The sequence below is a fragment of the Marmoricola sp. Leaf446 genome (assembly GCF_001424755.1).
GTDB lineage: Bacteria > Actinomycetota > Actinomycetes > Propionibacteriales > Nocardioidaceae > Marmoricola.
Genome location: NZ_LMRF01000001.1, coordinates 1,427,878 through 1,452,717 on the forward strand (window position 1 = coordinate 1,427,878; position 24,840 = coordinate 1,452,717).

Sequence of the window (24,840 nt, forward strand, 5' to 3'; positions counted from 1 at the left end):
CCGAGTGTGAGCAGGGGTCTAGTTCGTGGCTGACAAGCTGGTGGTCCGGGGTGCTCGGGAGCACAACCTCAAGGACGTCTCCCTCGACCTTCCCCGCGACTCGCTCATCGTGTTCACCGGTCTGTCCGGGTCCGGCAAGTCGAGCCTGGCCTTCGACACCATCTTCGCCGAGGGCCAGCGGCGCTACGTCGAGTCGCTCTCGGCGTACGCCCGGCAGTTCCTGGGCCAGATGGACAAGCCCGACGTCGACTTCATCGAGGGCCTGAGCCCCGCGGTCTCGATCGACCAGAAGTCCACGTCGAAGAACCCCCGCTCGACCGTCGGCACCATCACCGAGGTCTACGACTACCTCCGGCTGCTCTACGCCCGCGCCGGCCGGCCGCACTGCCCGACCTGCCACGCGCCGATCGAGCGGCAGACGCCGCAGCAGATCGTCGACCGGATGATGCAGCTCGACGAGGGCACCCGCTTCCAGGTGCTGGCGCCGGTCATCCGCGGCCGCAAGGGGGAGTACCTCGAGCTGTTCCGCAGCCTGCAGTCCCAGGGCTTCAGCCGCGCCCGGGTCAACGGCGAGACGATCCAGCTCGCCGAGCCTCCCGTGCTGGAGAAGCAGCGCAAGCACACGATCGAGGTCGTGATCGACCGGCTGGCGGTCAAGGAGTCCAGCAAGCGGCGGCTGACCGACTCGGTCGAGACCGCGCTCAACCTGGCGTCCGGGCTCGTCCTCTTCGACCTCGTCGACCTGGCCGACGACGACCCGCGCAAGGAGCTCCGCTTCTCGGAGAAGATGTCGTGCCCCAACGAGCACACCATCGAGACCGACGAGCTCGAGCCCCGCTCGTTCTCCTTCAACTCGCCCTTCGGCGCCTGCCCCGAGTGCCACGGCCTGGGCACGCGCATGGAGGTCGACCCCGAGCTGGTGGTGAGCGACCCCGGCGCTACGCTCGGCGAGGGTGTGATCCAGCCCTGGTCCGGTGCCCACGTCGCCGACTACTTCACCCGGTTGATGGGCGCCCTGGGCGACGAGCTCGGCTTCGACCTCAACACCCCGTGGGAGAAGCTCCCCGCCAAGGGTCGCAAGGCCATCCTCGAGGGACACGCGACCAAGGTCCACGTGCGCCACACCAACCGCTACGGCCGCCAGCGGTCCTACTACACCGCCTTCGAGGGCGTGCGTCCCTACATCGAGCGCCGCCACCGCGAGGCCGAGTCCGACACCAGCCGGGACCGCTTCGAGGGCTACATGCGCGAGGTGCCCTGCCCGGCGTGCCGGGGCACCCGCCTCAAGCCGGTCGTGGTCTCGGTGACCCTCGGCGGTGCCATCGGCGAGGGCGGCAAGAGCATCGCCGAGGTGTGCGCCCTGCCGCTCAACGAGGCGGCCGCCTGGCTCGGCGACCTCGAGCTGAGCGCCCGCGAGCGGCAGATCGCCGAGCAGGTGCTCAAGGAGATCCAGGAGCGGCTCCGCTTCCTGCTCGACGTCGGGCTCGACTACCTCTCGCTCGACCGGCCCTCGGCCACGCTGTCGGGCGGCGAGGCGCAGCGGATCCGGCTCGCGACCCAGATCGGCGCCGGGCTCGTGGGCGTGCTCTACGTCCTCGACGAGCCGAGCATCGGCCTGCACCAGCGCGACAACAAGCGGCTCATCGAGACGCTGATCCGGCTCAAGGACCTCGGCAACACCCTGATCGTCGTCGAGCACGACGAGGACACCATCAACGTCGCCGACTGGGTCGTCGACATCGGGCCGGGCGCCGGCGAGCACGGCGGCCAGGTCGTCCACTCCGGCACGGTGAAGGAGCTGCTGGAGCACCGCGACTCCGAGACCGGGCTCTACCTCTCCGGTCGCAAGTCGATCCCGGTGCCGGCCGTCCGGCGCCCCCCGACCAAGGGCAAGCAGCTCACCGTGCACGGCGCGCGGGAGAACAACCTCAAGAACGTCGACGTCAGCTTCCCGTTGGGCTGCTTCGTGTCCGTCACCGGCGTCAGCGGGTCGGGCAAGTCGACCCTGGTCAACGACATCCTCTACACCTCGCTGGCCAAGCAGATCTACAACGCCCGCACCGTGCCCGGACGCCACCGCAAGATCACCGGCGTCGAGCAGGTCGACAAGGTCATCCACGTCGACCAGTCGCCGATCGGCCGCACGCCGCGGTCCAACCCGGCGACCTACACCGGGGTCTGGGACCACGTCCGCAAGCTCTTCGCCTCCACCCCGGAGGCCAAGATGCGCGGCTACCAGCAGGGCCGGTTCTCCTTCAACGTCAAGGGCGGTCGCTGCGAGGCGTGCTCGGGCGACGGGACGCTCAAGATCGAGATGAACTTCCTGCCCGACGTCTACGTGCCCTGCGAGGTGTGCCACGGCGCGCGCTACAACCGCGAGACGCTCGAGGTGCACTACAAGGGCAAGACCGTGGCCGACGTGCTCGACATGCCGATCGAGGAGGCGGTCGACTTCTTCGCCGCCATCCCGGCGATCGCGCGGCACCTGACGACCTTGGTGGAGGTGGGGCTCGGCTACGTCCGCCTCGGGCAGCCCGCGACCACCCTCTCGGGCGGCGAGGCGCAGCGCGTCAAGCTGGCCAGCGAGCTGCAGAAGCGGTCGACGGGCAGCACCGTCTACGTGCTCGACGAGCCCACCACGGGCCTGCACTTCGAGGACATCCGCAAGCTGCTGGGGGTGCTCTCGAGCCTGGTCGACAAGGGCAACACCGTGCTGGTCATCGAGCACAACCTCGACGTCATCAAGACCTCGGACTGGATCATCGACATGGGTCCGGCCGGCGGCAACCGCGGCGGGCAGGTCGTCGTGACGGGCACGCCCGAGCAGGTCGCGGAGCACCCCGACAGCTTCACCGGCGAGTACCTCAAGCCCCTGCTGGCCCGCTGAGCGGGTCCCAGCCGCCGCAGGGCCGATCCACAGCGCCGTGGGTCACCTTGGTCCCGTCCGTATCTTGTGCGGACGGGACACGCCCCCACCCCTGGAGGACCTGATGACGCCGCAGACCCCGACCGACGCCCTCGGCTCCGACGAGGCCGCCACCGCGCTGCCCCCGGGGTGCCCCCGGTCCGCGTCACGGCGCGCCCTGGTCGGGGGTGTCCTCGGCATCGGCGTCGGGGTCCCGCTCGTCGCCGCCTGTGGGTCGGGTGCCGACTCCGGCTCGTCGGGCTCCGACGAGGCCTCGGACAGCGCCTCGGGCGGAGGTGGCTCCACCACCAGCTCGGGTCCGATCACGACCACCGGCAAGGTGCCTGTCGGCGGCGGCCTCATCTTCGCGGGCGAGAAGGTCGTGGTGACCCAGCCGACCGAGGGCGAGTTCAAGGCGTTCACGGCCGTGTGCACCCACGCGCAGTGCGTGGTCACCTCGGTCGAGGACGACGAGATCGACTGCTCCTGCCACGGCAGCCGATTCTCGATCACCGACGGCTCGGTCGTCACCGGACCGGCCGACGAGCCGCTCTCCGAGCTGCAGGTCAGCGTCGAGGGCGAGGACATCAGCGTCAGCTGACGTGCCTCGGCTGCGTGCTCAGTCGGCCTTGACGGCGAGCACGGGGCAGGGAGCCTCGAAGAGGACCTCCTGCGCGGTGCTGCCGGTGATCATCTTGCCGACCGACGTGCGGCGGCGCAGACCGATGACGACCACGTCGGCCTGGTGGCGCACCGCGGCGGCGATGATCGCCTCGGCCGCGGAGCCGCCGTCGGTGGGCTGCTCCACCTCGTGGGCCACCCCGAGCTCGGCGAGCCGGGACGCGATCGCGTCGAGCTCCTGGGCCGGGGCGAAGTGCGGGTGGTTGTAGTTGCCGAAGTGGCCGGTGTTCACCACCACCAGGCGGGCACCGGCGGACGTCGCCCACGCCTCCGCCCGGGCCAGGGCCGCGAGGCCCTCCGGGGAGGGCAGGTAGCCCACGACGACGGTCTGGACGCTCGGGTCTGTCAGCTCGGCCACGGACCCACCCTAGGCCGGATCGGGTCGTCGGTGGTGGCTCGTAGGGTTGTCGCGTGGCCCACCCGTCGACCTACCGACCCCGCGCGGGGTCGATCCCCACCCAGCCGGGCGTCTACCGCTTCCGCGACAAGGACGGCCGGGTCGTCTACGTCGGCAAGGCCAAGAGCCTGCGGGCCCGGCTCTCGTCGTACTTCCAGGACATCACCGCCCTCCACCCGCGCACGGCCACGATGGTGACCACGGCCGCGTCGGTGGAGTGGACGGTGGTCGCGACCGAGGTCGAGGCGCTGCAGCTGGAGTACTCCTGGATCAAGGAGTTCGACCCGCGCTTCAACGTGAAGTACCGCGACGACAAGTCCTACCCGTGGCTCGCGATCACCATGGACGAGGAGTTCCCCCGGGTGATGGTGGGGCGTGGCGCCAAGCGCAAGGGCGTGAAGTACTTCGGCCCCTACAGCCACGCCTGGGCGATCCGCGAGACCGTCGACCTGCTGCTGCGCGTGTTCCCAATGCGCTCGTGCAGCAACGGCGTGTTCAAGCGCTCGGAGCAGATCGGCCGTCCCTGCCTGCTCGGCTACATCGAGAAGTGCTCGGCGCCGTGCGTGGGCCGGGTCGACGCCGAGGAGCACCGCGGCATCGCCGAGGACCTCGCCGACTTCATGGGCGGGCGCACCGACGCCTTCGTCAAGCGCGTCCAGACCCAGATGTACGCCGCCTCGGCCGAGCAGGACTACGAGCGCGCCGCCCGGCTGCGCGACGACCTGGGTGCCCTGACCAAGGCGCTGGAGAAGCAGGCGGTGGTCTTCGGCGACGGCACCGACGCCGACGTCATCGCGCTCGCCGAGGACCCCCTCGAGGTGGCGGTGCAGATCTTCCACGTCCGCGCCGGACGGATCCGCGGGCAGCGCGGCTGGGTCGCCGACCGGGTCGAGGACCTCGACACCGCCGGCCTGGTGGGCGAGTTCCTGCTCCAGCTCTACGCCGGCGAGGAGGGCGACGCGATCCCGCGCGAGGTGCTGGTGCCGGCCCTGCCGGAGGACGCCGAGACCTTCGAGCAGCTGCTGGGGGAGACCCGCGGCAGCAAGGTGCGGATCCGGGTGCCGCAGCGCGGCGACAAGCGGACTCTGCAGGAGACCGTCGCGCAGAACGCCAAACAGTCCCTGATGCTGCACAAGACCAAGCGCGCGAGCGACCTGACCGTGCGCAGCAAGGCGCTGGAGGAGATCCAGCAGGCGCTCGACCTGCCCGACGCCCCGCTGCGTATCGAGTGCTACGACATCTCCAACCTCCAGGGCACCGAGGTGGTGGCCTCGATGGTGGTCTTCGAGGACGGTCTGGCCCGCAAGGGCGAGTACCGCCGCTTCGTGATCCGCGGCGTGGACGGCCAGAACGACGTCGCCTCGATGCACGAGGTGATCACGCGTCGGTTCCGACGCCTGCTCGACGAGCGGATCGAGCACGGCGACCTCGCCGGGGGCGAGGTCGACCCCGAGGCCGGCCCGATGCTCGTCGACCCCGACACCGGCCGACCGCGCAAGTTCGCCTACACGCCCGGGCTGGTGGTCGTCGACGGCGGCCCGCCGCAGGTCGCCGCGGCGCAGCGGGCGCTCGACGAGCTCGGCATCGACGACGTCCCGCTCTGCGGGCTGGCCAAGCGCCTCGAGGAGGTGTGGGTGCCGGGCGAGCAGGACCCCGTGATCCTGCCGCGCTCCAGCGAGGGCCTCTACCTCCTCCAACGCATCCGGGACGAGGCCCACCGGTTCGCGATCTCCCACCACCGGTCGCGCCGGTCCAAGACCATGGTCGAGAGCCTGCTCGACGACGTGCCCGGCCTCGGCGAGGTCCGTCGCAAGACCCTGATCAAGCACTTCGGGTCGCTGAAGAAGCTCCGCACCGCCTCGGTCGAGGAGATCGCCCAGGTGCCCGGCATCGGCACCCGCACCGCGACCGCGATCAGCGAGGCCGTCACCACCGCGCCCCGCACGGTCGGGGTCAACACCGCCACCGGCGAGATCGAGGAGGGCTGATGACCCAGCCGACGCAGCCCGCGGATCCGAGCCGCCCCGAGCAGCAGGGCGAGCTGGTCGTCGTCACCGGCATGACCGGAGCGGGCCGCAGCACGGCCGCCAAGGAGCTCGAGGACCTCGGCTACTTCGTGGTCGACAACCTGCCGCCCGAGCTCGTGGGCGACGTGGTGCGGCTCGTCGACTCGCGCCAGGGCGTCTCGCAGCCCGTCGCTGCCGTGGTCGACGTCCGCGCCGGGGTGTTCTTCGACGCCCTGCGCGAGCAGCTGGCCGAGGACTTCCCCACCCGGCGGACCACGCTGCTCTACCTCGATGCCGACGACGACATCCTGGTCCGCAGGCAGGAGGCGGCCCGGCGGCCGCACCCGCTGCAGGCGGGCGGCCGTCTGCTCGAGGGCATCGTCGCCGAGCGGGCGGTGATGGCCGACCTGCGCAGCGAGGCCGACCTGGTCATCGACACCACGCCGCTCAACGTCCACCAGCTCAAGGCCCGGGTGGCACGCGACCTCGGCACCCCCGACACGGTGCGGCTGCGCGTCACCGTGGTCAGCTTCGGCTTCAAGTACGGCGTGCCGGTCGACGCCGACCTGCTGGCCGACATGCGCTTCATCCCCAACCCGTTCTGGGTGCCCGAGCTGCGGCCGCTGACCGGTCGCGACGCCCCCGTCGCGGCCTACGTCAAGGACCGGGACGACGCGCAGGAGTTCCTGGAGCGCTACCTGCCGGTCGTCGAGACCGTGGGACGCGGCTACCTGCGCGAGGGCAAGCGGTTCATGACGATCGCGATCGGCTGCACCGGCGGCAAGCACCGCAGCGTGGCGATGTCGGAGGAGATCGCCGCCCGGCTGCGGGAGCAGGGCCTCGAGGCCGAGGCCGTGCACCGCGACCTCGGACGGGAGTGACGTGACGACCGACCCCGGCCCGGGGCCCGTCGGCTGGGCGGCCGAGCCGGCCGTGGTGGCCCTCGGCGGCGGGCACGGCCTCGCGGCCTCCCTCACCGCGCTCCGGCAGCTGACCACCGACCTGACCGCGGTCGTCACGGTGGCCGACAACGGCGGCTCCTCGGGCCGGCTGCGCGAGGAGTTCGGGGTGCTGCCGCCGGGTGACCTCAGGATGGCGCTGGCGGCGCTGTGCGGCGACGACCGCTGGGGCCGGACCTGGGCGAGGGTGCTGCAGCACCGCTTCGACTCCGAGGGCGACATGGCCGGTCACTCCATGGGCAACCTGCTGATCGTCACGCTGTGGGAGCTGCTGCACGACCACGTCGACGGGCTCGACTGGGTCGCGGGCCTGCTCGGCGCCCGTGGCCGGGTGCTCCCGATGGCGCTGGCGCCGCTCGACATCACCGCCGAGGTCCGGACCGGGCAGGGGCCGGGTGGGCCGGGTGAGCCGGGTGAGGTGGTGACGGTGCGCGGCCAGGTCGCGGTCGCGACCGCCCCCGGCGAGGTCCTCTCCGTCAGCCTGGTGCCCGACGACGCCGCCGCCTGCCCGGAGGCGCTGGCCGCGATCACCGAGGCCGACTGGGTGGTGCTGGGGCCCGGGTCGTGGTTCTCCAGCGTCGTCCCGCACCTGCTGGTGCCCGAGCTGTGCGCGGCGTTGTGCACCACCCGGGCTCGGGTCGTGGTGGCGACCAACCTCGAGCCGCAGTCCGACGAGACCCGGGGCTACGACCTGGCCGACCACCTCGACGTGCTCGCCCGGCACGCCCCCGACCTGCGGGTCCACACCGTCCTGGTCGACCGCGGCGCGGTCCGTGACCGCGACCGTCTGGAGCAGGCCGCAGCGGCCCTCGGCGCGCGTGTCGCGGCCCACGACGTAGCCTCCGACACGCCGGGTGTCCACGACGCCCGCAAACTGGCCGCCGCGTATGCAGCGGTCTTCGACGCGAACTAGGGTGAACGCATGGCGATGACGGCGCAGGTGAAGGCAGAGCTGGCCAGCACGACGGTGACCAAGACCTGCTGCCGCAAGGCCGAGGTCTCCTCGATGCTCCGCTTCGCCGACGCCCTCCACCTCGTCAACGGCGGCATCGTGGTCGAGGTCGAGCTGGACACCGGTGCCGCGGCCCGCCGGGTGCGCCGCGACATCGCCGAGGTGTTCGGCCACCAGCCCGAGGTGGTCCTGCTCAAGGGGGCGGGCATCCGTCGCGGCTCGCGCTACATCGTCCGGGTCTCCCGCGAGGGAGAGTCGCTGGCCCGACAGGCCGGGCTGATCGACCAGCGCAACCGCCCCGTCCGCGGGCTGCCGCCCGTCGTCGTCAACGGTGCGGGATGCGACGCGGTCGCCGCTTGGCGCGGGGCGTTCCTGGCCCACGGCTCCCTCACCGAGCCGGGCCGCTCCAGCTCGCTCGAGGTCACCTGCCCCGGCCCCGAGGCCGCGCTCGCGCTCGTCGGCTCCGCCCGGCGCCTCGGCATCTCGGCCAAGGCCCGCGAGGTCCGCGGCGTGGACCGCGTCGTGATCCGCGACGGCGACGCCATCGGCCAGCTGCTCACCCGCCTCGGCGCCCACGAGTCGCTGCTGGCCTGGGAGGAGCGTCGGATGCGCCGCGAGGTGCGGGCCACGGCCAACCGTCTCGCCAACTTCGACGACGCCAACCTCCGCCGCTCGGCCCGCGCGGCCGTCGCCGCGGGTGCGCGCGTGGAGCGTGCCCTGGAGATCCTGGGCGAGGACATCCCCGACCACCTCTCGCAGGCCGGTCGGCTGCGGCTGGAGCACAAGCAGGCCTCGCTCGAGGAGCTCGGCCAGCTCAGCGAGCCGGTGCTGACCAAGGACGCGATCGCCGGCCGGATCCGGCGGCTGCTGGCGATGGCCGACAAGCGCGCCGAGGAGCTGGGCATCCCCGACACGGAGTCCTCGCTGACCCCGGAGATGCTGGCCGAGGAGGCCTGAAGCGGTCGCGTGGCGGGGGAGCGACCGGGTTACCGGTAGGTACTCCGGGCACGTGTTCCCGGTGGTCGGCGCGCCCCGATAGGGTCGGCGGCGTACATCACCCAGCCCTCCAGGAGTGCACCTCGTGACTGTTCGTGTAGGCATCAACGGCTTCGGCCGCATCGGCCGCAACTTCTTCCGCGCCGTGCGCGCCTCGGGCGCCGACATCGAGATCGTCGGCGTCAACGACCTGACCGACAACAAGTCCCTCGCGCACCTGCTGAAGTTCGACTCGATCCTCGGTCGGCTCGACGCCGACGTGACCTCGTCCGAGAGCGCCATCAAGGTCGGCGACCAGGAGATCGCGGCGTTCGCCGAGCGCGACCCGGCCAACCTGAAGTGGGGCGACCTCGGGGTCGACGTGGTCGTGGAGTCGACCGGCTTCTTCACCGACGCCACCAAGGCACGCGCCCACATCGACGGCGGCGCCAAGAAGGTCATCATCTCCGCGCCCGCCTCCAACGAGGACATCACCGTGGTGATGGGCGTCAACCACGAGGACTACGACCCCGCGCAGCACACGGTCATCTCCAACGCCTCGTGCACCACCAACTGCCTCGCGCCCATGGCCAAGGCGCTCAACGACGAGTTCGGCATCGTCAAGGGCCTGATGACCACGGTCCACGCCTACACGGCCGACCAGAACCTCCAGGACAACATCCACAAGGACCTGCGCCGCGCACGCGCCGCCGCGCTCAACGTGGTGCCGACCTCGACCGGGGCGGCCAAGGCGATCGGCCTGGTCATGCCCGAGCTCAAGGGCAAGCTCGACGGCTACGCGCTGCGCGTCCCGGTGCCGACCGGCTCGGCCACCGACCTGACCTTCGAGGCCGGCCGGGAGACCTCCGTGGAGGAGGTCAACGCCGCGGTCAAGGCCGCCGCCGACGGCCGCTTCCTGCGCTACTCCGAGGACCCGATCGTCTCCTCCGACATCGTCACCGACCCCGCGTCGTGCATCTTCGACGCGCCGCTGACCAAGGTCATCGGCAACCAGGTCAAGGTCGTCGGCTGGTACGACAACGAGTGGGGCTACTCCAACCGCCTCGCCGACCTGATCGTGCACGTCGGCGCCAGCCTCTGATGGGGCAGTACGCCGCGCTGGGCGACGTCGCCGGCAAGCGCGTCCTGGTCCGCTCGGACCTCAACGTCCCGCTCGACGGCGACCGGATCACCGACGACGGCCGCATCCGGGCCAGCGTGCCGACGATCCGCGAGCTGAGCGAGGCCGGGGCCCGGGTCGTCGTGACGGCCCACCTGGGCCGTCCGAAGGGCGAGCCCGACGCGGCGTACTCCCTGCGGCCGGTGGCCGCCCGCCTCGGCGAGCTGCTCGAGCGCGAGGTGGCCTTCGCCGAGGACACCGTGGGCGAGTCCGCCCGCGCCGTGGTCGACGGCCTGGCCGACGGCGACGTCGCCGTGCTGGAGAACGTCCGCTTCAACGCGGGCGAGACCAGCAAGGACGACGCCGAACGCGGCGCCTTCGCCGACCAGCTCGCGGGCCTGGCCGACGCGTTCGTCAGCGACGGCTTCGGCGTGGTGCACCGCAAGCAGGCGAGCGTCTACGACGTGGCCCAGCGGCTGCCCCACGCCATGGGCGGCCTGGTCTCGACCGAGATCGAGGTGCTGCAGCGACTGACCCGGGACGTGCAGCGGCCCTACGTCGTCGTGCTCGGCGGCTCGAAGGTCAGCGACAAGCTGGCCGTCATCGACAACCTGCTCGGCAAGGCCGACACCCTGCTGATCGGGGGCGGGATGGTGTTCACCTTCCTGGCCGCCGAGGGGCACGAGGTGGGCAAGAGCCTGCTGGAGCAGGACCAGGTCGAGACCTGCCGCGACTACCTGCGGCGCTCGCGGGAGTCGGGCGTGGAGATCGTGCTGCCCACCGACGTCGTGGTGGCGCCGGAGTTCAAGGCCGACGCCCCGCCCACCACGGTCGTGGTCGACGCGATCCCCGCCGACCAGATCGGCCTCGACATCGGGCCCGACTCCGCGACCGCGTTCGCCGAGCGCATCGCGGGCGCCACGACGGTGTTCTGGAACGGCCCGATGGGCGTCTTCGAGTTCGACGCCTTCGCCGGCGGCACCCGCGCCGTCGCCCAGGCGCTGACCGAGGTCGACGGGCTCTCCGTCGTCGGCGGTGGCGACTCGGCCGCGGCCGTGCGCCGGCTCGGCTTCGCCGACGACGCGTTCGGGCACATCTCGACCGGGGGAGGGGCCAGCCTGGAGTACCTCGAGGGCAAGGAGCTCCCCGGCATCACCGTCCTGGAGGACTGACATGGCACCCACGAAGACCCCGGCCACCGGGGGCCGCACGCCCCTGATGGCGGGCAACTGGAAGATGAACCTCAACCACCAGGAGGCCGTCGTCCTGGTGCAGAAGCTCGCCTGGACGCTCTCGGACAAGAAGCACGACTACGCCCGTGTCGAGGTCGTCGTGGTGCCGCCCTTCACCGACCTGCGCAGCGTGCAGACGATGGTCGACGGCGACCGGCTGCAGCTGCGCTACGGCGCCCAGGACGTGTCGGTGCACGACGACGGCGCCTACACCGGCGAGATCTCCGCCTCGATGCTGGCCAAGCTCGGCTGCGCCTACGTCGTGGTCGGCCACTCCGAGCGCCGCGAGCACCACGCGGAGGACGACGCGCTGGTCAACGCCAAGGCCCGCAAGGCCCACGCCGCGGGCATGACGCCGATCGTCTGCGTGGGCGAGGGGCTCGACGTGCGCCAGGAGGGTCGGCAGGTCGAGCACACGCTGGCCCAGGTCGACGGGTCCCTGGCCGGGTTCTCGGCCGAGGACGTCGCCGGCCTGGTGGTGGCCTACGAGCCGGTGTGGGCCATCGGCACCGGCGAGGTCGCCACCCCTGACGACGCCCAGGAGGTGTGCGGGGCGATCCGCGCGCGGATCGGCGAGGTGCACGGCGAGGCGGCTGCGTCCGGCGTACGCGTGCTCTACGGGGGTTCGGTCAAGGCGGCCAACGTCGCGGGCATCATGCAGCAGCCCGACGTCGACGGCGCGCTGGTCGGCGGAGCGAGCCTCCAGGCCGACGAGTTCGGCGGCATCTGCCGCTTCTACGACATGCCGGTTCTCTGAACCGCGCGCCTCATCGGTTAGGGTCGCGCTCGTGGTTATCGTCTTCGAGGTCTTGCTCGTCATCACGAGCCTGCTCCTGATCCTGCTGGTGCTCCTCCACAAGGGGCGCGGCGGCGGGATGTCGGACATGTTCGGCGGCGGCATGTCGAGTGGCCTGGGTGGCTCCTCGGTGGCCGAGCGAAACCTCGACCGGATCACCGTCGGCCTGCTGCTGGTGTGGTTCGCGTGCGTGGTCGGGCTCGGGCTGCTGCTCAAGACCAGCAACTGACCCAACCTCGACGAAGGAGACCAGCGTGGCAGGCGGAGGAAGCGCGATCCGGGGCAGCCGTATCGGCGCCGGACCCATGGGTGAGGCCGAGCGCGGCGAGGCCGCCCCCCGGCAGAACATCACCTACTTCTGCTCCCACGAGCACCGGACCCTGATCGCGTTCGCGATCGAGGCCGTGGTCCCCGAGTCCTGGGACTGCCCCCGCTGCGGGCTCCCGGCCAGCATGGACTCCGACAACCCGCCGCCGGCGCCCAAGATCGAGCCCTACAAGACGCACCTCGCCTACGTGAAGGAGCGCCGCTCCGACGCCGAGGCCAAGGACATCCTCAACGAGGCCCTGTCCACGCTGCGCCAGCGCCGCAAGTCCGGCGACCTGATCTTCTAGCGCGACCGGGCACTCGGCGTACGCCGGAGCGCGCCGAGTGGGCGTTCCGCGTCCGCCTGGGGGGACCGAGCGGGCACTCCGCGTACGGCGCGGGACGCGGTTCCCTGACCGCCTGTGGACGACGCCAGCGGTACGCGACCGGCTCGGGCAGGCTGCCCCGGTGCGCTCCGACTGGCTCGACGACACCGGCAGTCTCCTCGGGCCGCGCTGCCCGCTCCCGCTGTCGTGGCCCTTCACCCGGGGCCAGGCCGCGGGGTGGGGCGTGTCCCGCCGCCACTTCGACGCCCTGGTGCGCGACGGGCTCGTGCGTCCGGTCGTCCGTGGGGCGTACGTCGCGTCGCAGGCGCCGGACGACGTCGCGGTGCGTGCTGCGGCGCTCGCGCTCGTCGTGCCCGACCATGCGGTCGTGGCGGACCGCACCGCAGCCTGGCTGCACGGCGTCGACATCCTGCCCCGCTCGGCGGTGCACGCTCCACCGCCCTTGCAGGTCGTCAGTGACCTCGACACCCGGGTCAGGCGCCCGGAGACCGACGGGCATCGGCGCGGACTGGCGGCCCGCGACGTCGATACCGTGCACGGCGTCCGAGTGACCTCGCCCGCCCGCACGGCTCTCGACCTGGGCCGGCTGCTGTGGCGCTTCGACGCGCTCGCTGCGCTCGACGGCTTCCTGCGCGTCGGCGTACGTCGTGAGGAGCTGGTCGCCGAGTGTGCCAGGTTCCGAGGCTTCCGCGGGGTCCGGCAGCTGCGCGCGCTGGTGCCGCTGGCGGACGGACTCTCCGAGTCACCGGGCGAGTCGGCGCTGCGCCTGTGGTGGTACGACGCAGGCCTGGCCACCCCGGTGCCGCAGCACTGGCTGCAGGACGACCGGGGTGTGGACCGCTGCCGCCTCGACCTCGCCGACCCGCCGAGCCGCTTCGGCGCAGAGTACGACGGGGAGGAGCACCACACGAGCGAGGACGACCGTGCGCACGACCAGACGAGGAGGGACTGGGCGGCAGCGCGACACTGGCGCGTCGAGGTGTTCACCAAGCAGGACGTGTACGGCAGCGGCGCCGACCCGGTCCCGCGCCTGCAGGAGGCCCACGCCGCGGCCCGCCGCTCGATCAGCCGGTGGACCCCACGCCTGCGTTGACCCAGGTCGGTGTCCGTCGAACGCCCGGTGGGCCGTCTGCGGCGTACACAGAACGCCGGCTCGGCGGGCTCCGGCGCGCACCGAGTGCCCGGTCGGCGGGCTGGGGCGTGCGAGAAGTGCCCGGTCGCTAGAGCTTGCTGGCTGCTGGCTCGTCGAGCCACCAGGTCCGATCGGTCGCGGTGATGCCGCGGGCGGGGGTCTCGTGGACGGAGCCCTCGTCGGCCAGGGCGCGGGCCACGGCGTCGGCCTTGCCCTCGCCGCTGACCAGGAACCACACCGCGCGGGTGCGGTTGAGGGCGGGGAAGGTGAGGGTGATCCGCTCCGGCGGCGGCTTGGGGGAGTCGGTGACGCCCAGTGCGACCTCGTCGTCGCGGTCGAGCTGGGGGTGTCCGGGGAACAGGGAGGCGACGTGTCCGTCGGGGCCGAGCCCGAGCAGCACGAGGTCGAAGGCCCCGCCGCCGGTCGACCGGACCGCCTCGCCGTAGGCGGCGGCCGCCGCGTGGACGTCGGCGTGCGACTCGTCGGCGGCCGGCATGGCGTGCACGCGCAGGGCGTCGACGCCGACGACGTCGAGCAGGTCGCGCCCCACGCCCCGGTCGTTGCGGTCGGAGGAGTCGGCGGCGACGTAGCGCTCGTCGCCCCACCAGAAGTCGACCTGGGTCCAGTCGACGGCCGAGGAGTCGAGCGCTGCGACGGCGCGGTAGATCTCGTCGGCGATGGTGCCGCCGGTGAGCGCGACCGAGGGCACGCGGCCCTCGGCCTGCACCTCGGCCAGCCGGGCGACGAACGCCTCGGCGACGGCCGAGACCAGTCCGGCGGCGTCGGGGTAGCGCTTGAGGTCGGTCATCAGGACTCCTTCGTCAGGTGCCGCGCGACGGCGGCGTAGGTGTCGTCCTCGTCGAGCCGGCGCAGCTCCTCGGCCAGCAGCTCCGGGACCGTACGACGCTTCAGCGCGACGGGGCGGTCGGGCTGGCCGGGGGAGCGGAAGCTGGCCAGCAGGCCGTCGGGACGGGCGATGCTGACGTCGCCCTCGGCGGTGGTCATGGTGACCTCGGTCAGCCCGGGGCCCGCCGAGGTGTGACGGGACACCTCGACGCGCAAGCACAGCGAGAGCCACGCGACCAGCAGGTCGGCGCTGGGGCTGACCTTCTCGGCGCTGACGGAGGCGGCGGTGACCTTCGCCGGGTGCTGGTCGAGCGCGGCGGCGAGCAGCGCCCGCCACGGCGTCAGGCGGGTCCAGGCCAGGTCGGTGTTGCCCTTGGCGTACGCCGCGGCCTGGCGTCCGATGGCCTTGGTGCGCGCCGTGGTGGCACCGGCCGCGTCGGTGATCCGCCGCTGGGCCAGCCCGCCGAGCGGGTCGGCAGCCGGGTCGTGGGGCGCGTCGACGGGCCACCAGACGGCCACGGGAGAGTCGGGCAGCAGCAGCGGCAGCACCACCGACTCGGGGTGCTTGACGACCTCGCCGTGGAGCCGGATCAGCGCGGTCTCGCCGCTCCAGCCGGCGCCGGTGCCGACCTGGGCGTCGACCCGGCCGTGGCCGCGGCCGTCGCCGAGGATGACGCCCAGTACCCGGGCGGGGTGCTCGTGGGACGCCTCGCGCGCGCACTCCATCGCCTGGGTGGCGTGGTCCTCGTCGACCACCACGACGAGCGTCATGACCATGCCCATCGCCGGCGACCCGGCGCTGGTCCGGGCCTCGACGAGCGCGGCGGCGATGCCGGCGGCGCTGGTCCCGGTCAGCTCTCTCACGGTCGCCTCCAGGTGCGTCCGTCGCGGGCGAGCATCGCGTCGGCGCACTCGGGGCCCCACCGACCGGGGGCGTACTGGTCGATGCCGTCGGCCGTTGGGGCGGCGTCGCGACGGGCCCAGTGCTCGATCACGGGGTCGAGGATCTTCCAGCTCAGCTCCACCTCGGCGTTCTGCGGGAACAGCGGCGGGTCGCCGAGCAGGACGTCGAGGATGAGCCGCTCGTAGGCCTCGGGGCTGGACTCGGTGAACGAGCCGCCGTAGGCGAAGTCCATGTTGACGTCGCGGATCTCCATGGCGCCGCCGGGCACCTTGGAGCCGAACCGGATGGTGGCGCCCTCGTCGGGCTGGATGCGGAACACGATCGCGTTCTGGGTGAGGTCCTCGGTCGCGGTCTCGGTGAACGGTAGGTGGGGTGCCCGCTTGAGCACCACGGCGATCTCGGTGACGCGGCGGCCCAGGCGCTTGCCGTGGCGCAGGTAGAACGGCACCCCGGCCCAGCGACGGGTCTCGACGTCGACGCGGATCGCGGCGAACGTCTCGGTCGTCGAGCTGGCCTCGATGTCGTCCTCGTCGAGGTAGCCGATGACCTTCTCGCCGCCGGCCCAGCCCGCGGCGTACTGGCCCCGGGCGGTGTGCAGGTCGAGCCGCGAGGGCAGCACCACCGAGGAGAGCACCTTCTCCTTCTCGGCCCGCAGGTTGACGGCGTCGAAGGACAGCGGCTCCTCCATCGCCACCAGCGCCAGCAGCTGGAGCAGGTGGTTCTGGATCACGTCCCGGGCGGCGCCGATGCCGTCGTAGTAGCCGGCGCGGCCGCCGATGCCGATGTCCTCGGCCATGGTGATCTGCACGTGGTCGACGTAGTGGGAGTTCCAGATCGGCTCGAAGAGGTTGTTGGCGAAGCGCATCGCGAGGATGTTCTGCACCGTCTCCTTGCCGAGGTAGTGGTCGATCCGGAAGACCGACTCGGGCGGGAAGACGTCGTTGATGACGGCGTTGAGCTCCCGGGCCGAGGCCAGGTCGTGGCCGAAGGGCTTCTCCACCACCACGCGGCGCCACGAACCCTCGGGTCCCTCGGTCAGGCCGTGCTCCTGCAGCTGGCCGATGACGTCGCCGAAGAACTTCGGCGGGATCGAGAGGTAGAACGCGTGGTTGCCGCCGGTGCCGCGGGAGACGTCGAGCTCCTCGATCGTGCGGCGCAGCGCGTCGAACTGCACGTCGTCGCCGAAGTCGCCCTGGACGAAGCGGAAGCCCTCGGCGAGCTGCTTCCACACCTCCTCGCGGAACTCGGTGCGGGCGTGCTGGCGGACCGAGTCGTGCACGATCTGCGCGAAGTCCTGGTCGGCCCACTCGCGGCGGGCGTACCCGACCAGGCTGAAGCCCGGGGGCAGCAGGCCGCGGTTGGCGAGGTCGTAGACCGCCGGCATCACCTTCTTGCGGGCGAGGTCGCCGGTCACGCCGAACAGCACCAGGCCGCAGGGGCCGGCGATCCGGGGCAGCCGGCGGTCGGCCGGATCGCGCAGCGGGTTGGTCCAGCCCTCGTCCGTCGACGCTGCGGGGCTCACCGGCTGCGGTGCTCGCGGTAGTAGGCGATCAGGGCACGGGTCGACGCGTCCTGGGCCGCCAGGGCCTCCTCGTCGCCGGCGATGGCGGGGCCGACCTCCTGGGCCAGCTTCTTGCCCAGCTCGACGCCCCACTGGTCGAAGGAGTCGATGCCCCAGACCACGCCCTGGGTGAAGGTGACGTGCTCGTAGAGCGCGACCAGCTGCCCCAGGACCGACGGGGTCAGCGCCGGCGCCATGATCGAGGCGGTCGGCCGGTTGCCGGTGAACACGCGGGCGGGTACGACGGACTCCTCGGTGCCCTCGGCGCGGACCTCCTCGGCCGTCTTGCCGAACGCCAGCGCGCGGGTCTGCGCGAAGAAGTTGGCCAGGAACAGCTCGTGGACGTCGGTGTCCCCGTCCTTGAGGTCGTACGCCGGGTCGGCGAACGCGATGAAGTCGGCCGGGACGATGCGGGTGCCCTGGTGGATCAGCTGGTAGAAGGCGTGCTGGCCGTTGGTGCCGGGCTCGCCCCAGAAGATCTCACCGGTCTCGGTGGTGACCGGCGAGCCGTCCCACCGCACCCCCTTGCCGTTGGACTCCATCGTCAGCTGTTGGAGGTACGCCGGGAAGCGGTGCAGCAGCTGGGAGTAGGGCAGCACCGCGTGGCTCTCCGCGCCCAGGAAGTTGCCGTACCAGACGTTGAGCAGCCCCATCAGCAGCGGCACGTTGGCGGCCGGCTCGGTGGTGCGGAAGTGCTCGTCCATCGCGTGGAACCCGGCCAGCAGCTCGGCGAACCGCTCGGGACCGATGGCGACCACCAGCGAGGTCCCGATCGCGGAGTCCAGCGAGTAGCGGCCCCCGACCCAGTCCCAGAAGCCGAAGGCGTTGTCGGGGTCGATGCCGAAGTCGGCGACCTTGTCGAGCGCGGTGGAGACGGCCACGAAGTGCTTGGCCACGGCCTCCTCGGCGTCGGCGTCGGCCAGGCCGTCGAGGAGCCAGGCCTTGCAGAGCCGGGCGTTGGTCAGGGTCTCCAGGGTGCCGAAGGTCTTGCTGGAGACGATGAACAGCGTCGTGGCCGGGTCGAGGCCGGCCAGCGTCGTGGCCGCGTCGGTGGGGTCGATGTTGCTGATGAACCGGCACTCCAGACCCTCCTGGCGGTACGCCGCGAGGGCCTCGTAGGCCATCACGGGGCCGAGGTCGGACCCGCCGATGCCGATGTTGACGACCGTGCGGATGCGCTGGCCGGTGACCCCGGTCCACGACCCGTCGCGCACCGAGGTGGCGAACGCGTAGACCCGCTCGAGCACCTCGTGGACGTCGCGGACGACGTCCTGGCCGTCCACCGCGAGCCGGGCGTCGGCGGGCAGTCGCAGCGCGGTGTGCAGCACCGCGCGGTCCTCGGTCGCGTTGACGTGCTCGCCGGCGAGCATCGCGTCGCGACGCCGGGTGACGCCGACCTCCTCGGCCAGCGCGAGCAGCGCCTCGAGCACGTCGTCGTGCACCAGGGCCTTGGACAGGTCGACCCGCAGGTCGCCCGCCGTGTGGGTGTAGCGCTCGACCCGACCGGGATCGGTGTCGAACCACGTCCGGAGGTCGGGCTCGAGACGGTCGGCCAGCTCTTGGAGCCGACCCCACGCCCGGGTGGACGTCGGGTCGACGGGAGCGACCGGTGCGTCGTGCCCGGGCGTGGCGCTCACGCCTGGGTCGCCCCGTCGAGCTGCCCCTGGACCGTCTTGAGCAGGTCGTTCCAGGCCGACTCGAACTTCTCCACGCCCTCGCGCTCGATGGTGGCGATGACGTCGTCGTAGTCGACGCCGGCCCCGGCGAGGGCGTCCATCACCTGGCGGGCGTCGTCGTAGAACGGCCGGACCCGGTCGCCGGTGACCTCGGCGTGGTCGCGCGTGGCCTCGAGCGTCTTGCCCGGCATCGTGTTCACGGTGTTCTCGACGACCAGGTCGACGACGTACATCGTGTCGGAGTACTCCGGGTTCTTGACCCCGGTCGAGGCCCACAGCGGGCGCTGCTTGCGGGCGCCCTCGGCCTCGAGGGCCTCCCAGCGCTCGCCGGAGAAGAACTCCTCGTAGGCCTGGTAGGCCAGCCGCGCGTTGGCGACGCCCGCCTTGCCCTTGAGCGAGGTGTCGGCGCCGGACTTCTCGATCCGGTTGTCGATCTCGGTGTCGACACGGGAGACGAAGAAGGACGCCACCGAGTGGATCTTCGACAGGTCGTGGCCACCTGCCTTGGCCTTCTCGAGACCGGTGACGTAGGCCTCCATCACCGAGCGGTAGCGCTCGAGACCGAAGATCAGGGTGACGTTGACGCTGATGCCCTCGCCCAGGGTGTCGGAGATGGCGGGCGCGCCCTCGGTGGTGGCAGGGATCTTGATCAGCAGGTTCTCGCGGTCGACCTCGGCCCACAGCTCCTTCGCCGAGGCGAAGGTGGCGTCCTGGTCGTGGGCCAGCAGCGGCGAGACCTCGATGGAGACCCGGCCGTCGACGCCGTTGGTGGCGTCGAAGACCGGCTTGAGCACGTCGCAGGCGTTGCGCACGTCGGTCGTGGTCAGCGCGAACACGGTCTTGTCGACGTCGGCGCCCTCGGCGGCGAGCTCGCGCACCTGCGGGGTGTACTTCTCGCCCTTGGCGAGCGCGGAGGCGAAGATCGAGGGGTTGGTGGTGACGCCGACGACGTGGTCCTCGTCGATGAGGCGCTTCAGCTCGCCGTCCTCGATGAGCTCGCGCGAGAGGTCGTCGAGCCAGATGGAGACTCCGGCGTCGCTCAGGTCCTTGAGACGGTCGGTCATGGTGGGTTCCTCCCCAGTCGGGGCCTCGGGACCGAGACCCGGTGTGCGTGGTCGTGCGTGTCGTGCGTGGTCGTGCCTGACGTGCAGGGCCCGGGCGACGGCGCCGCCCGGGCCGGTGGCTCAGCCGGTGGCGACCCGGATGCTGTCCTCGGCCGCGGCGGCGACCGCCTCGGCGGTGATGCCGAACTCGCGGTAGAGGCGCTGGTAGTCGGCCGAGGCGCCGTAGTGCTCGAGCGAGACGATGCGGCCGTGGTCGCCCACGATCTCGCGCCACCCCATCGCGATGCCGGCCTCGACGGCGACCCGGGCCTTGAGCGTCGGCGGGATCACGGTCTCGCGGTACGCCGGCTCCTGCTGGTCGAACCACTCCCGGCACGGCATCGACACCACACGGGCCTGAACACCCTGCTCGGCCAGGATCTTCCGCGCCTCGACGGCGAGCTGGACCTCCGAGCCGGTGCCGACGAGCACGACGTCGGGGGTGCCGTCCTCAGCGTCGAGCAGCACATAGCCGCCCTTGCTGACGTCGTCGAGCCCGGCGTAGCCCTCCTCGCCTCGCGGGTAGGTCGGCACGTTCTGCCGGGTCAGGATGATGCCGGCGGGGCGGTCGTGGTGCTCGATGATCGCCTTCCAGCAGGCGGCGGTCTCGTTGGCGTCGGCCGGACGCACGACGTCGAGGCCCGGGATCGCGCGCAGCGCGGCGAGGTGCTCCACCGGCTGGTGGGTCGGGCCGTCCTCGCCGAGGCCGATCGAGTCGTGGGTCCACACGTAGGTGACGGGCAGCCGCATCAGTGCCGCGAGCCGGACGGCGCCGCGCATGTAGTCGGAGAAGGTGAGGAAGGTGCCGCCGAAGACGCGGGTGTCGCCGTGCGCGGCGATGCCGTTCATGATCGCGCCCATCCCGTGCTCGCGGATGCCGAAGTGGAGCACGCGACCGGCGTAGGGGTCGGCCTTCCACATCTTGGTGGCGCGCTCCTCGGGGATGAACGAGGCGGCCGCCTCGATGGTGGTGTTGTTGGACTCCGCGAGGTCGGCCGAGCCGCCCCAGAACTCCGGCAGCGCGGCGGCGATGGCCTGGATGACCGCGCCGGAGGCCTTGCGGGTGGCCACGCCCTTCTCGTCGGCCTCGAAGGTCGGGAGCTTCGCGTCCCACCCGTCGGGCAGGGTGCGGCTCTTCATCCGGTGCAGCAGCGCGGCGCGGTCGGGGTTCTTCGACGCCCACGTCTCGTACTTCGCGTCGAACTCGTTGCCGTGGGTGACGCCGCGGTCGCGCAGCGCGCGGGTGTGGGCGATGACGTCGGCGGGCACCTCGAAGGTCTGGTCGGGGTCGAAGCCGAGGATCTCCTTGGTGGCGCGCACCTCGTCCTCACCCAGGGCCGAGCCGTGGGCCTTGCCGGTGCCCTGGAGCTTCGGCGCGGGCCAGGCGATCACGGTCTTGAGCACGATGAAGCTGGGCCGGTCGGTGACCTTGTCGGCCGCCTCGAGGGCGCGGTGGAGGGCGTGGACGTCCTCCTTGTACTCCTTGCCGCCGTTGGTCCAGTCGACGGTCTGCACGTGCCAGCCGTAGGCCTCGTAGCGCTGCGCGACGTTCTCGGTGAACGCGATGTTGGTGTCGTCCTCGATCGAGATCGCGTTGTCGTCGTAGATCAGCGTCAGGTTGCCGAGCTTCTGGGTGCCGGCGATGGAGGAGGCCTCGGCGCTGACGCCCTCCTCGAGGTCGCCGTCGGAGCAGATCGCGTAGATGTGGTGGTCGAACGGCGAGGTGCCGGGGGCGGCCTCGGGGTCGAACATGCCGCGCTGGCGGCGGGCGGCCATGGCCATGCCGACGGCGTTGCCGACGCCCTGGCCCAGCGGCCCGGTGGTGGTCTCGACCCCGGCCGTGTGGCCGTACTCCGGGTGTCCCGGGGTCTTGCTGTCCCACGTGCGGAGCGCCTTGAGGTCCTCCAGCTCCAGGCCCCACCCGCCGAGGAACAGCTGGATGTAGAGGGTCAGGCTGGAGTGGCCGGCCGAGAGCACGAAGCGGTCGCGCGAGGTCCAGTCGGGGTCGGCGGGGTCGTGCCGCATCACCTTCTGGAACAGCAGGTACGCCGCGGGGGCGAGGCTCATCGCCGTCCCGGGGTGCCCGTTGCCGACCTTCTGCACGGCGTCCATCGCGAGGACCCGGACGGTGTCGACCGCCTTGTCGTCCAGCTCGGTCCAGTCAAGGCTCTTGCTCGTCGGCACGGTGTGCGTTTCCTCTCGTCGCGTGGATGCGGTTCGAGCCTAGTGCGGCGCTACGGTGCAGGTCACGTCCGCCGGGTTCGTGGCAGGCGGGGTGGCACCGATAGACTCGTGACGACCCGGTACCCGAACAGGTGCGACCCACCGTCGCCCCCAGGGGCTCCACCGGTGATAACGGTCACCGCTCCACCCCCGGTGCCCCACCTGCTCGTCGTCCGCTCCCCGTCCCGCACGCCCACCGAAGGCGAGGCCCCGTGACCGCCCTCCACTCCGAGGTGTCCGTCGACGGACACACCTCGGGACGGGCGACGCTGCGTGACGTGGTCGGCGCCTACGTCGGCCTCACCAAGCCGCGCGTCATCGAGCTGCTGCTCCTCACCACGGTCCCGGTGATGTTCTTCGCCCAGCGCGGCGTCCCGCCGCTGGGCCTGGTGCTGGCGACCGTCGTCGGCGGCACGCTCTCGGCCGGCGCGGCCAACTCGCTGAACTGCGTCTACGACCGCGACATCGACGAGCAGATGCGGCGGACCCGCCGTCGTGCGCTGCCGCGCCACATCGTCACCCCGACCTCGGCCCTGGTCTTCGGGCTGGTGCTGATGGTGGTCTCGACGCTGGTGCTCGGGTTCCTGGTCAACTGGCTCTCGGCCGGCCTCGCGCTGGCGGCCAACGCGTTCTACCTGTTCGGCTACACGATGCTGCTCAAGCGGCGTACGACGCAGAACGTGGTGTGGGGCGGCATCGCCGGGTGCTTCCCGACGCTGATCGGGTGGACCGCCGTCACCGGTGAGCTGGCGTGGACCCCGGTCGTGCTGTTCCTGGTCGTCTTCTTCTGGACGCCGCCGCACACCTGGGCGCTGGCCATGCGCTACCGCGAGGACTACGCGCGCGTCGACGTGCCGATGCTCCCGGTCCGCAAGGACGCCGAGGGCGTGGCCCGCCAGGTCGTGGCCTACTCCTGGGTGACCGTGGCCGTCTCGCTGGCGCTGTGGCCGGTGGCCGGCACCGGGCTGCTCTACCCGGTCGTGGCGCTCGCGCTCGGCACGGTCTTCCTCGTCGAGGCCCACCTGCTCTGGCGCCGGGCCCGCCGCAGCGACGACCTGACCGAGGTCCGGCCGATGCGGCTGTTCCACTGGTCCAACATGTATCTCTCGCTGCTCTTCGTGGCCGTCGCGCTCGACCCGCTGCTGCGCCGCTAGCGTCCAGCGAGCTCGCGGCGCTCCTAGCGGCCGGTGTCGATCTCGGCGAGGACGCCCTCGAGCAGCTGGCGCGAGCGCTCCAGCGCGGCCGGTCCGCCGCGGCTCTCCACCCGGGCGGTGAGCACCTCGCGCCCGCGGCGCACCGCGACGCTGGCGACGTCCTCGCCCCGGGCCTCGCGGCTGCCCGCGCAGGTCTGCGTGGCGCCCTCGACCGCGAAGCCCTGCGGGTCGTCGAGGCGGCTGCGGTCGATGGCGGCGCACTGGCTGCGGAGCACGACGTCGGCGGGGTTCTCCTCCTCCAGCTGCAGCCAGGTCACGACCGCACGCACCGCGGGTCCGGACGTGGAGCGCAGCGAGCAGACCGCGCGCGGGTCGCCCCGGTCGTCGCTGCTGGCACTGCTCTCCAGGCCCGTGGTCACGCCCTCGGGCACCAGGGCGCACAGGTCGGCCGGCGCGGGCGGGGGCACCGACTCGACCGCGGCGGGCGGATCGTCGGCGCCGCACCCGGCCACCAGGAACAGCGCGGCGAGGGTGAGCGCGGTGGCGCGGACGCCCATGGGCGGATACCTCCTGCGGACCGGTCGGACAGGCCACATCACACCACAGCGCACGCCGCGGCGTGGCCGCATCACGCGTGCTGCGCGTCGCCCTCCAGGACGCTCAGCAGCGCCCAGGTGACGACGGCCGCGATCACGGCCGCGCCGAGCAGGTGGATGCCGACCAGGATCTCGGGCAGGTCGGTGAAGTACTGCACGAACCCGACCACCCCCTGGGCCAGCTCGACGCCCAGCAGCGCGCCCACCGCGCGGCGGGGGCCGCGACCGGCCCCGGTGGCCGAGAGCGCGAGGAGCAGCCCGACCGTGAGACCGACCAGGAGGAAGACGACGTCGGCGTGCAGCTGGGACAGCTGGAGCGGGTCGAGACCGTTCCTCGGCACGTCGAGGTCGCCGGCGTGGGGGCCCGACCCGGTGACGACGGTGCCGACGTAGAGCACGACCCAGGACACGGCGTACGTCGTCCAGCCGAGCGCGGCGAGACCCCGTGGCGCCGGCCGCTGCTCCGGCCGGGGTCGGTCGATGCGCCACAGGTAGAGGACGGCGACGCTGATCATCGCCAGCGAGAGCAGCAGGTGGAGGGAGACCAGCCACGGGTTGAGGTCGGTCAGCACGGTGATGCCGCCGACCACCGCCTGCCCGGGCACGCCGAGCGCCAGGACCAGCCCGAGGCGGCGCAGCACGCGGCGCCGGGACTGCCAGGCGCTGACCAGGGTGGCGATCGCGATCGCCGCGAGCACGAAGGTCAGCAGCCGGTTGCCGAACTCGATGGCGCCGTGGAGGCCGAGCTCGCCGTGCGCGCGGAACGACTCCTCGGTGCAGCGCGGCCAGGTGGGGCAGCCGAGGCCCGAGGCGGTGAGCCTCACGGCGCCGCCGGTGACGACGATGCCGATGTTGGCCACCAGGCTGGCCCAGCCGAGGCGGCGCAGCCAGGCCCGCTGACCCAGGCGCCGCAGGCCCCGCGCCCCGCCGCCGGGCCCGTCGTCGGTGCGTGTGCGCGTGTCCTGCATC

The 24,840-nt window shown here is 72.1% G+C and carries 22 protein-coding genes; 13 read left to right on the forward strand and 9 right to left on the reverse strand.

Going from position 1 to position 24,840, the window contains the following annotated elements; all coding sequences use genetic code 11:
- Positions 1-25 precede the first annotated feature (25 nt).
- Both uvrA and ASG49_RS06785 read left to right on the forward strand, forming a co-directional pair.
- Positions 26-2,887 carry an excinuclease ABC subunit UvrA gene (uvrA, locus tag ASG49_RS06780; protein ID WP_056538723.1) on the forward strand — a complete coding sequence of 954 codons (2,862 nt, stop codon included), beginning with the start codon at positions 26-28 and terminating at the stop codon, positions 2,885-2,887.
- A gap of 103 nt (positions 2,888-2,990) precedes the next feature.
- Positions 2,991-3,506, forward strand: a complete 516-nt coding sequence (locus tag ASG49_RS06785) for a Rieske (2Fe-2S) protein (protein ID WP_082533833.1) — start codon at positions 2,991-2,993, stop codon at positions 3,504-3,506.
- Between the two features lie 18 nt (positions 3,507-3,524).
- Here ASG49_RS06785 and ASG49_RS06790 read toward each other — a convergent pair whose 3' ends face one another.
- A complete protein-coding gene (locus ASG49_RS06790) occupies positions 3,525-3,944 on the reverse strand; it encodes a universal stress protein (protein WP_200936212.1) in 420 nt (139 codons plus the stop codon).
- A 53-nt stretch (positions 3,945-3,997) separates the two neighbouring features.
- On the opposite strand from ASG49_RS06790, the gene uvrC reads away from it, so the two are divergent.
- The 10 genes from uvrC (at position 3,998) to ASG49_RS06840 (ending at position 13,769) form a co-directional block, all read left to right on the forward strand.
- Positions 3,998-5,971, forward strand: a complete 1,974-nt coding sequence (uvrC, locus tag ASG49_RS06795; RefSeq protein WP_056538726.1) for an excinuclease ABC subunit UvrC — start codon at positions 3,998-4,000, stop codon at positions 5,969-5,971.
- A complete protein-coding gene (gene rapZ / locus ASG49_RS06800) occupies positions 5,971-6,870 on the forward strand; it encodes an RNase adapter RapZ (RefSeq protein ID WP_056538728.1) in 900 nt (299 codons plus the stop codon). Before uvrC ends, rapZ begins: the two co-directional genes overlap by 1 nt.
- A 1-nt stretch (position 6,871) precedes the next feature.
- A complete protein-coding gene (yvcK, locus tag ASG49_RS06805; protein WP_056538731.1) occupies positions 6,872-7,861 on the forward strand; it encodes a uridine diphosphate-N-acetylglucosamine-binding protein YvcK in 990 nt (329 codons plus the stop codon).
- 9 nt (positions 7,862-7,870) lie between these two features.
- Entirely contained in the window at positions 7,871-8,857 is a 987-nt protein-coding gene (gene whiA / locus ASG49_RS06810; protein WP_056538734.1) for a DNA-binding protein WhiA, read from the forward strand.
- 124 nt (positions 8,858-8,981) lie between these two features.
- Positions 8,982-9,977 (forward strand): type I glyceraldehyde-3-phosphate dehydrogenase, encoded by a 996-nt coding sequence (gene gap / locus ASG49_RS06815; protein WP_056539943.1) that lies wholly within the window; start codon positions 8,982-8,984, stop codon positions 9,975-9,977.
- Positions 9,977-11,167: a phosphoglycerate kinase gene (gene pgk, locus ASG49_RS06820; protein WP_056538736.1), complete on the forward strand. Its 1,191-nt coding sequence runs from the start codon at positions 9,977-9,979 to the stop codon at positions 11,165-11,167. The genes gap and pgk overlap by 1 nt, the downstream gene beginning before the upstream one ends.
- Before the next feature lies 1 nt (position 11,168).
- On the forward strand, positions 11,169-11,984 hold the full coding sequence (tpiA, locus tag ASG49_RS06825) for a triose-phosphate isomerase (RefSeq protein WP_056538739.1): 816 nt from the start codon (positions 11,169-11,171) through the stop codon (positions 11,982-11,984).
- A gap of 31 nt (positions 11,985-12,015) precedes the next feature.
- Positions 12,016-12,252: a preprotein translocase subunit SecG gene (gene secG / locus ASG49_RS06830; RefSeq protein WP_056538742.1), complete on the forward strand. Its 237-nt coding sequence runs from the start codon at positions 12,016-12,018 to the stop codon at positions 12,250-12,252.
- Positions 12,253-12,277: 25 nt separating this feature from the next.
- Positions 12,278-12,637 carry an RNA polymerase-binding protein RbpA gene (locus ASG49_RS06835; RefSeq protein ID WP_082533834.1) on the forward strand — a complete coding sequence of 120 codons (360 nt, stop codon included), beginning with the start codon at positions 12,278-12,280 and terminating at the stop codon, positions 12,635-12,637.
- A 160-nt stretch (positions 12,638-12,797) separates the two neighbouring features.
- Positions 12,798-13,769 (forward strand): type IV toxin-antitoxin system AbiEi family antitoxin, encoded by a 972-nt coding sequence (locus ASG49_RS06840; RefSeq protein WP_056538747.1) that lies wholly within the window; start codon positions 12,798-12,800, stop codon positions 13,767-13,769.
- Between the two features lie 127 nt (positions 13,770-13,896).
- Here the strand turns inward: ASG49_RS06840 and pgl are convergent, their stop codons facing one another.
- The 6 genes from pgl to tkt all read right to left on the reverse strand — a co-directional run bounded on the left by pgl (position 13,897) and on the right by tkt (position 22,010).
- Positions 13,897-14,616: a 6-phosphogluconolactonase gene (gene pgl / locus ASG49_RS06845; RefSeq protein WP_056538749.1), complete on the reverse strand. Its 720-nt coding sequence runs from the start codon at positions 14,614-14,616 to the stop codon at positions 13,897-13,899.
- Positions 14,616-15,518 carry a glucose-6-phosphate dehydrogenase assembly protein OpcA gene (locus tag ASG49_RS06850; RefSeq protein ID WP_056538752.1) on the reverse strand — a complete coding sequence of 301 codons (903 nt, stop codon included), beginning with the start codon at positions 15,516-15,518 and terminating at the stop codon, positions 14,616-14,618. The genes pgl and ASG49_RS06850 overlap by 1 nt, the downstream gene beginning before the upstream one ends.
- Positions 15,515-17,080, reverse strand: a complete 1,566-nt coding sequence (gene zwf / locus ASG49_RS06855; protein ID WP_056538755.1) for a glucose-6-phosphate dehydrogenase — start codon at positions 17,078-17,080, stop codon at positions 15,515-15,517. The genes ASG49_RS06850 and zwf overlap by 4 nt, the downstream gene beginning before the upstream one ends.
- Positions 17,077-18,756, reverse strand: a complete 1,680-nt coding sequence (gene pgi / locus ASG49_RS06860) for a glucose-6-phosphate isomerase (protein ID WP_056538757.1) — start codon at positions 18,754-18,756, stop codon at positions 17,077-17,079. Before pgi ends, zwf begins: the two co-directional genes overlap by 4 nt.
- Positions 18,753-19,859, reverse strand: coding sequence for a transaldolase (gene tal / locus ASG49_RS06865; RefSeq protein ID WP_056538761.1), 1,107 nt, complete (start codon positions 19,857-19,859; stop codon positions 18,753-18,755). Before tal ends, pgi begins: the two co-directional genes overlap by 4 nt.
- A gap of 120 nt (positions 19,860-19,979) precedes the next feature.
- Positions 19,980-22,010, reverse strand: a complete 2,031-nt coding sequence (gene tkt, locus ASG49_RS06870) for a transketolase (RefSeq protein ID WP_235561973.1) — start codon at positions 22,008-22,010, stop codon at positions 19,980-19,982.
- Between the two features lie 323 nt (positions 22,011-22,333).
- Between tkt and ASG49_RS06875 the strand changes: the two genes are divergently transcribed.
- Complete coding sequence (locus ASG49_RS06875) at positions 22,334-23,275, forward strand: heme o synthase (protein WP_056538765.1); 942 nt, start codon at positions 22,334-22,336, stop codon at positions 23,273-23,275.
- Positions 23,276-23,298: 23 nt separating this feature from the next.
- Here the strand turns inward: ASG49_RS06875 and ASG49_RS06880 are convergent, their stop codons facing one another.
- Together ASG49_RS06880 and ASG49_RS06885 are read right to left on the reverse strand one after the other, a co-directional pair.
- Positions 23,299-23,832 (reverse strand): hypothetical protein, encoded by a 534-nt coding sequence (locus ASG49_RS06880; RefSeq protein ID WP_056538768.1) that lies wholly within the window; start codon positions 23,830-23,832, stop codon positions 23,299-23,301.
- Between the two features lie 71 nt (positions 23,833-23,903).
- Positions 23,904-24,839 (reverse strand): heme A synthase, encoded by a 936-nt coding sequence (locus ASG49_RS06885; RefSeq protein ID WP_082533937.1) that lies wholly within the window; start codon positions 24,837-24,839, stop codon positions 23,904-23,906.
- Position 24,840 lies beyond the last annotated feature (1 nt).

What these genes read in the sequence shown, in the direction of transcription:
- ASG49_RS06785 (WP_082533833.1), top strand. Translation starts at nt 2,991, where the DNA reads ATGACGCCGCAGACCCCGACCGACGCCCTCGGCTCCGACGAGGCCGCC.
- rapZ (WP_056538728.1), top strand. Translation starts at nt 5,971, where the DNA reads ATGACCCAGCCGACGCAGCCCGCGGATCCGAGCCGCCCCGAGCAGCAG.
- whiA (WP_056538734.1), top strand. Translation starts at nt 7,871, where the DNA reads ATGGCGATGACGGCGCAGGTGAAGGCAGAGCTGGCCAGCACGACGGTG.
- pgk (WP_056538736.1), top strand. Translation starts at nt 9,977, where the DNA reads ATGGGGCAGTACGCCGCGCTGGGCGACGTCGCCGGCAAGCGCGTCCTG.
- tpiA (WP_056538739.1), top strand. Translation starts at nt 11,169, where the DNA reads ATGGCACCCACGAAGACCCCGGCCACCGGGGGCCGCACGCCCCTGATG.
- pgl (WP_056538749.1), bottom strand. Translation starts at nt 14,616, where the DNA reads ATGACCGACCTCAAGCGCTACCCCGACGCCGCCGGACTGGTCTCGGCC.
- tal (WP_056538761.1), bottom strand. Translation starts at nt 19,859, where the DNA reads ATGACCGACCGTCTCAAGGACCTGAGCGACGCCGGAGTCTCCATCTGG.
- tkt (WP_235561973.1), bottom strand. Translation starts at nt 22,010, where the DNA reads ATGGACGCCGTGCAGAAGGTCGGCAACGGGCACCCCGGGACGGCGATG.
- ASG49_RS06880 (WP_056538768.1), bottom strand. Translation starts at nt 23,832, where the DNA reads ATGGGCGTCCGCGCCACCGCGCTCACCCTCGCCGCGCTGTTCCTGGTG.
- ASG49_RS06885 (WP_082533937.1), bottom strand. Translation starts at nt 24,839, where the DNA reads ATGCAGGACACGCGCACACGCACCGACGACGGGCCCGGCGGCGGGGCG.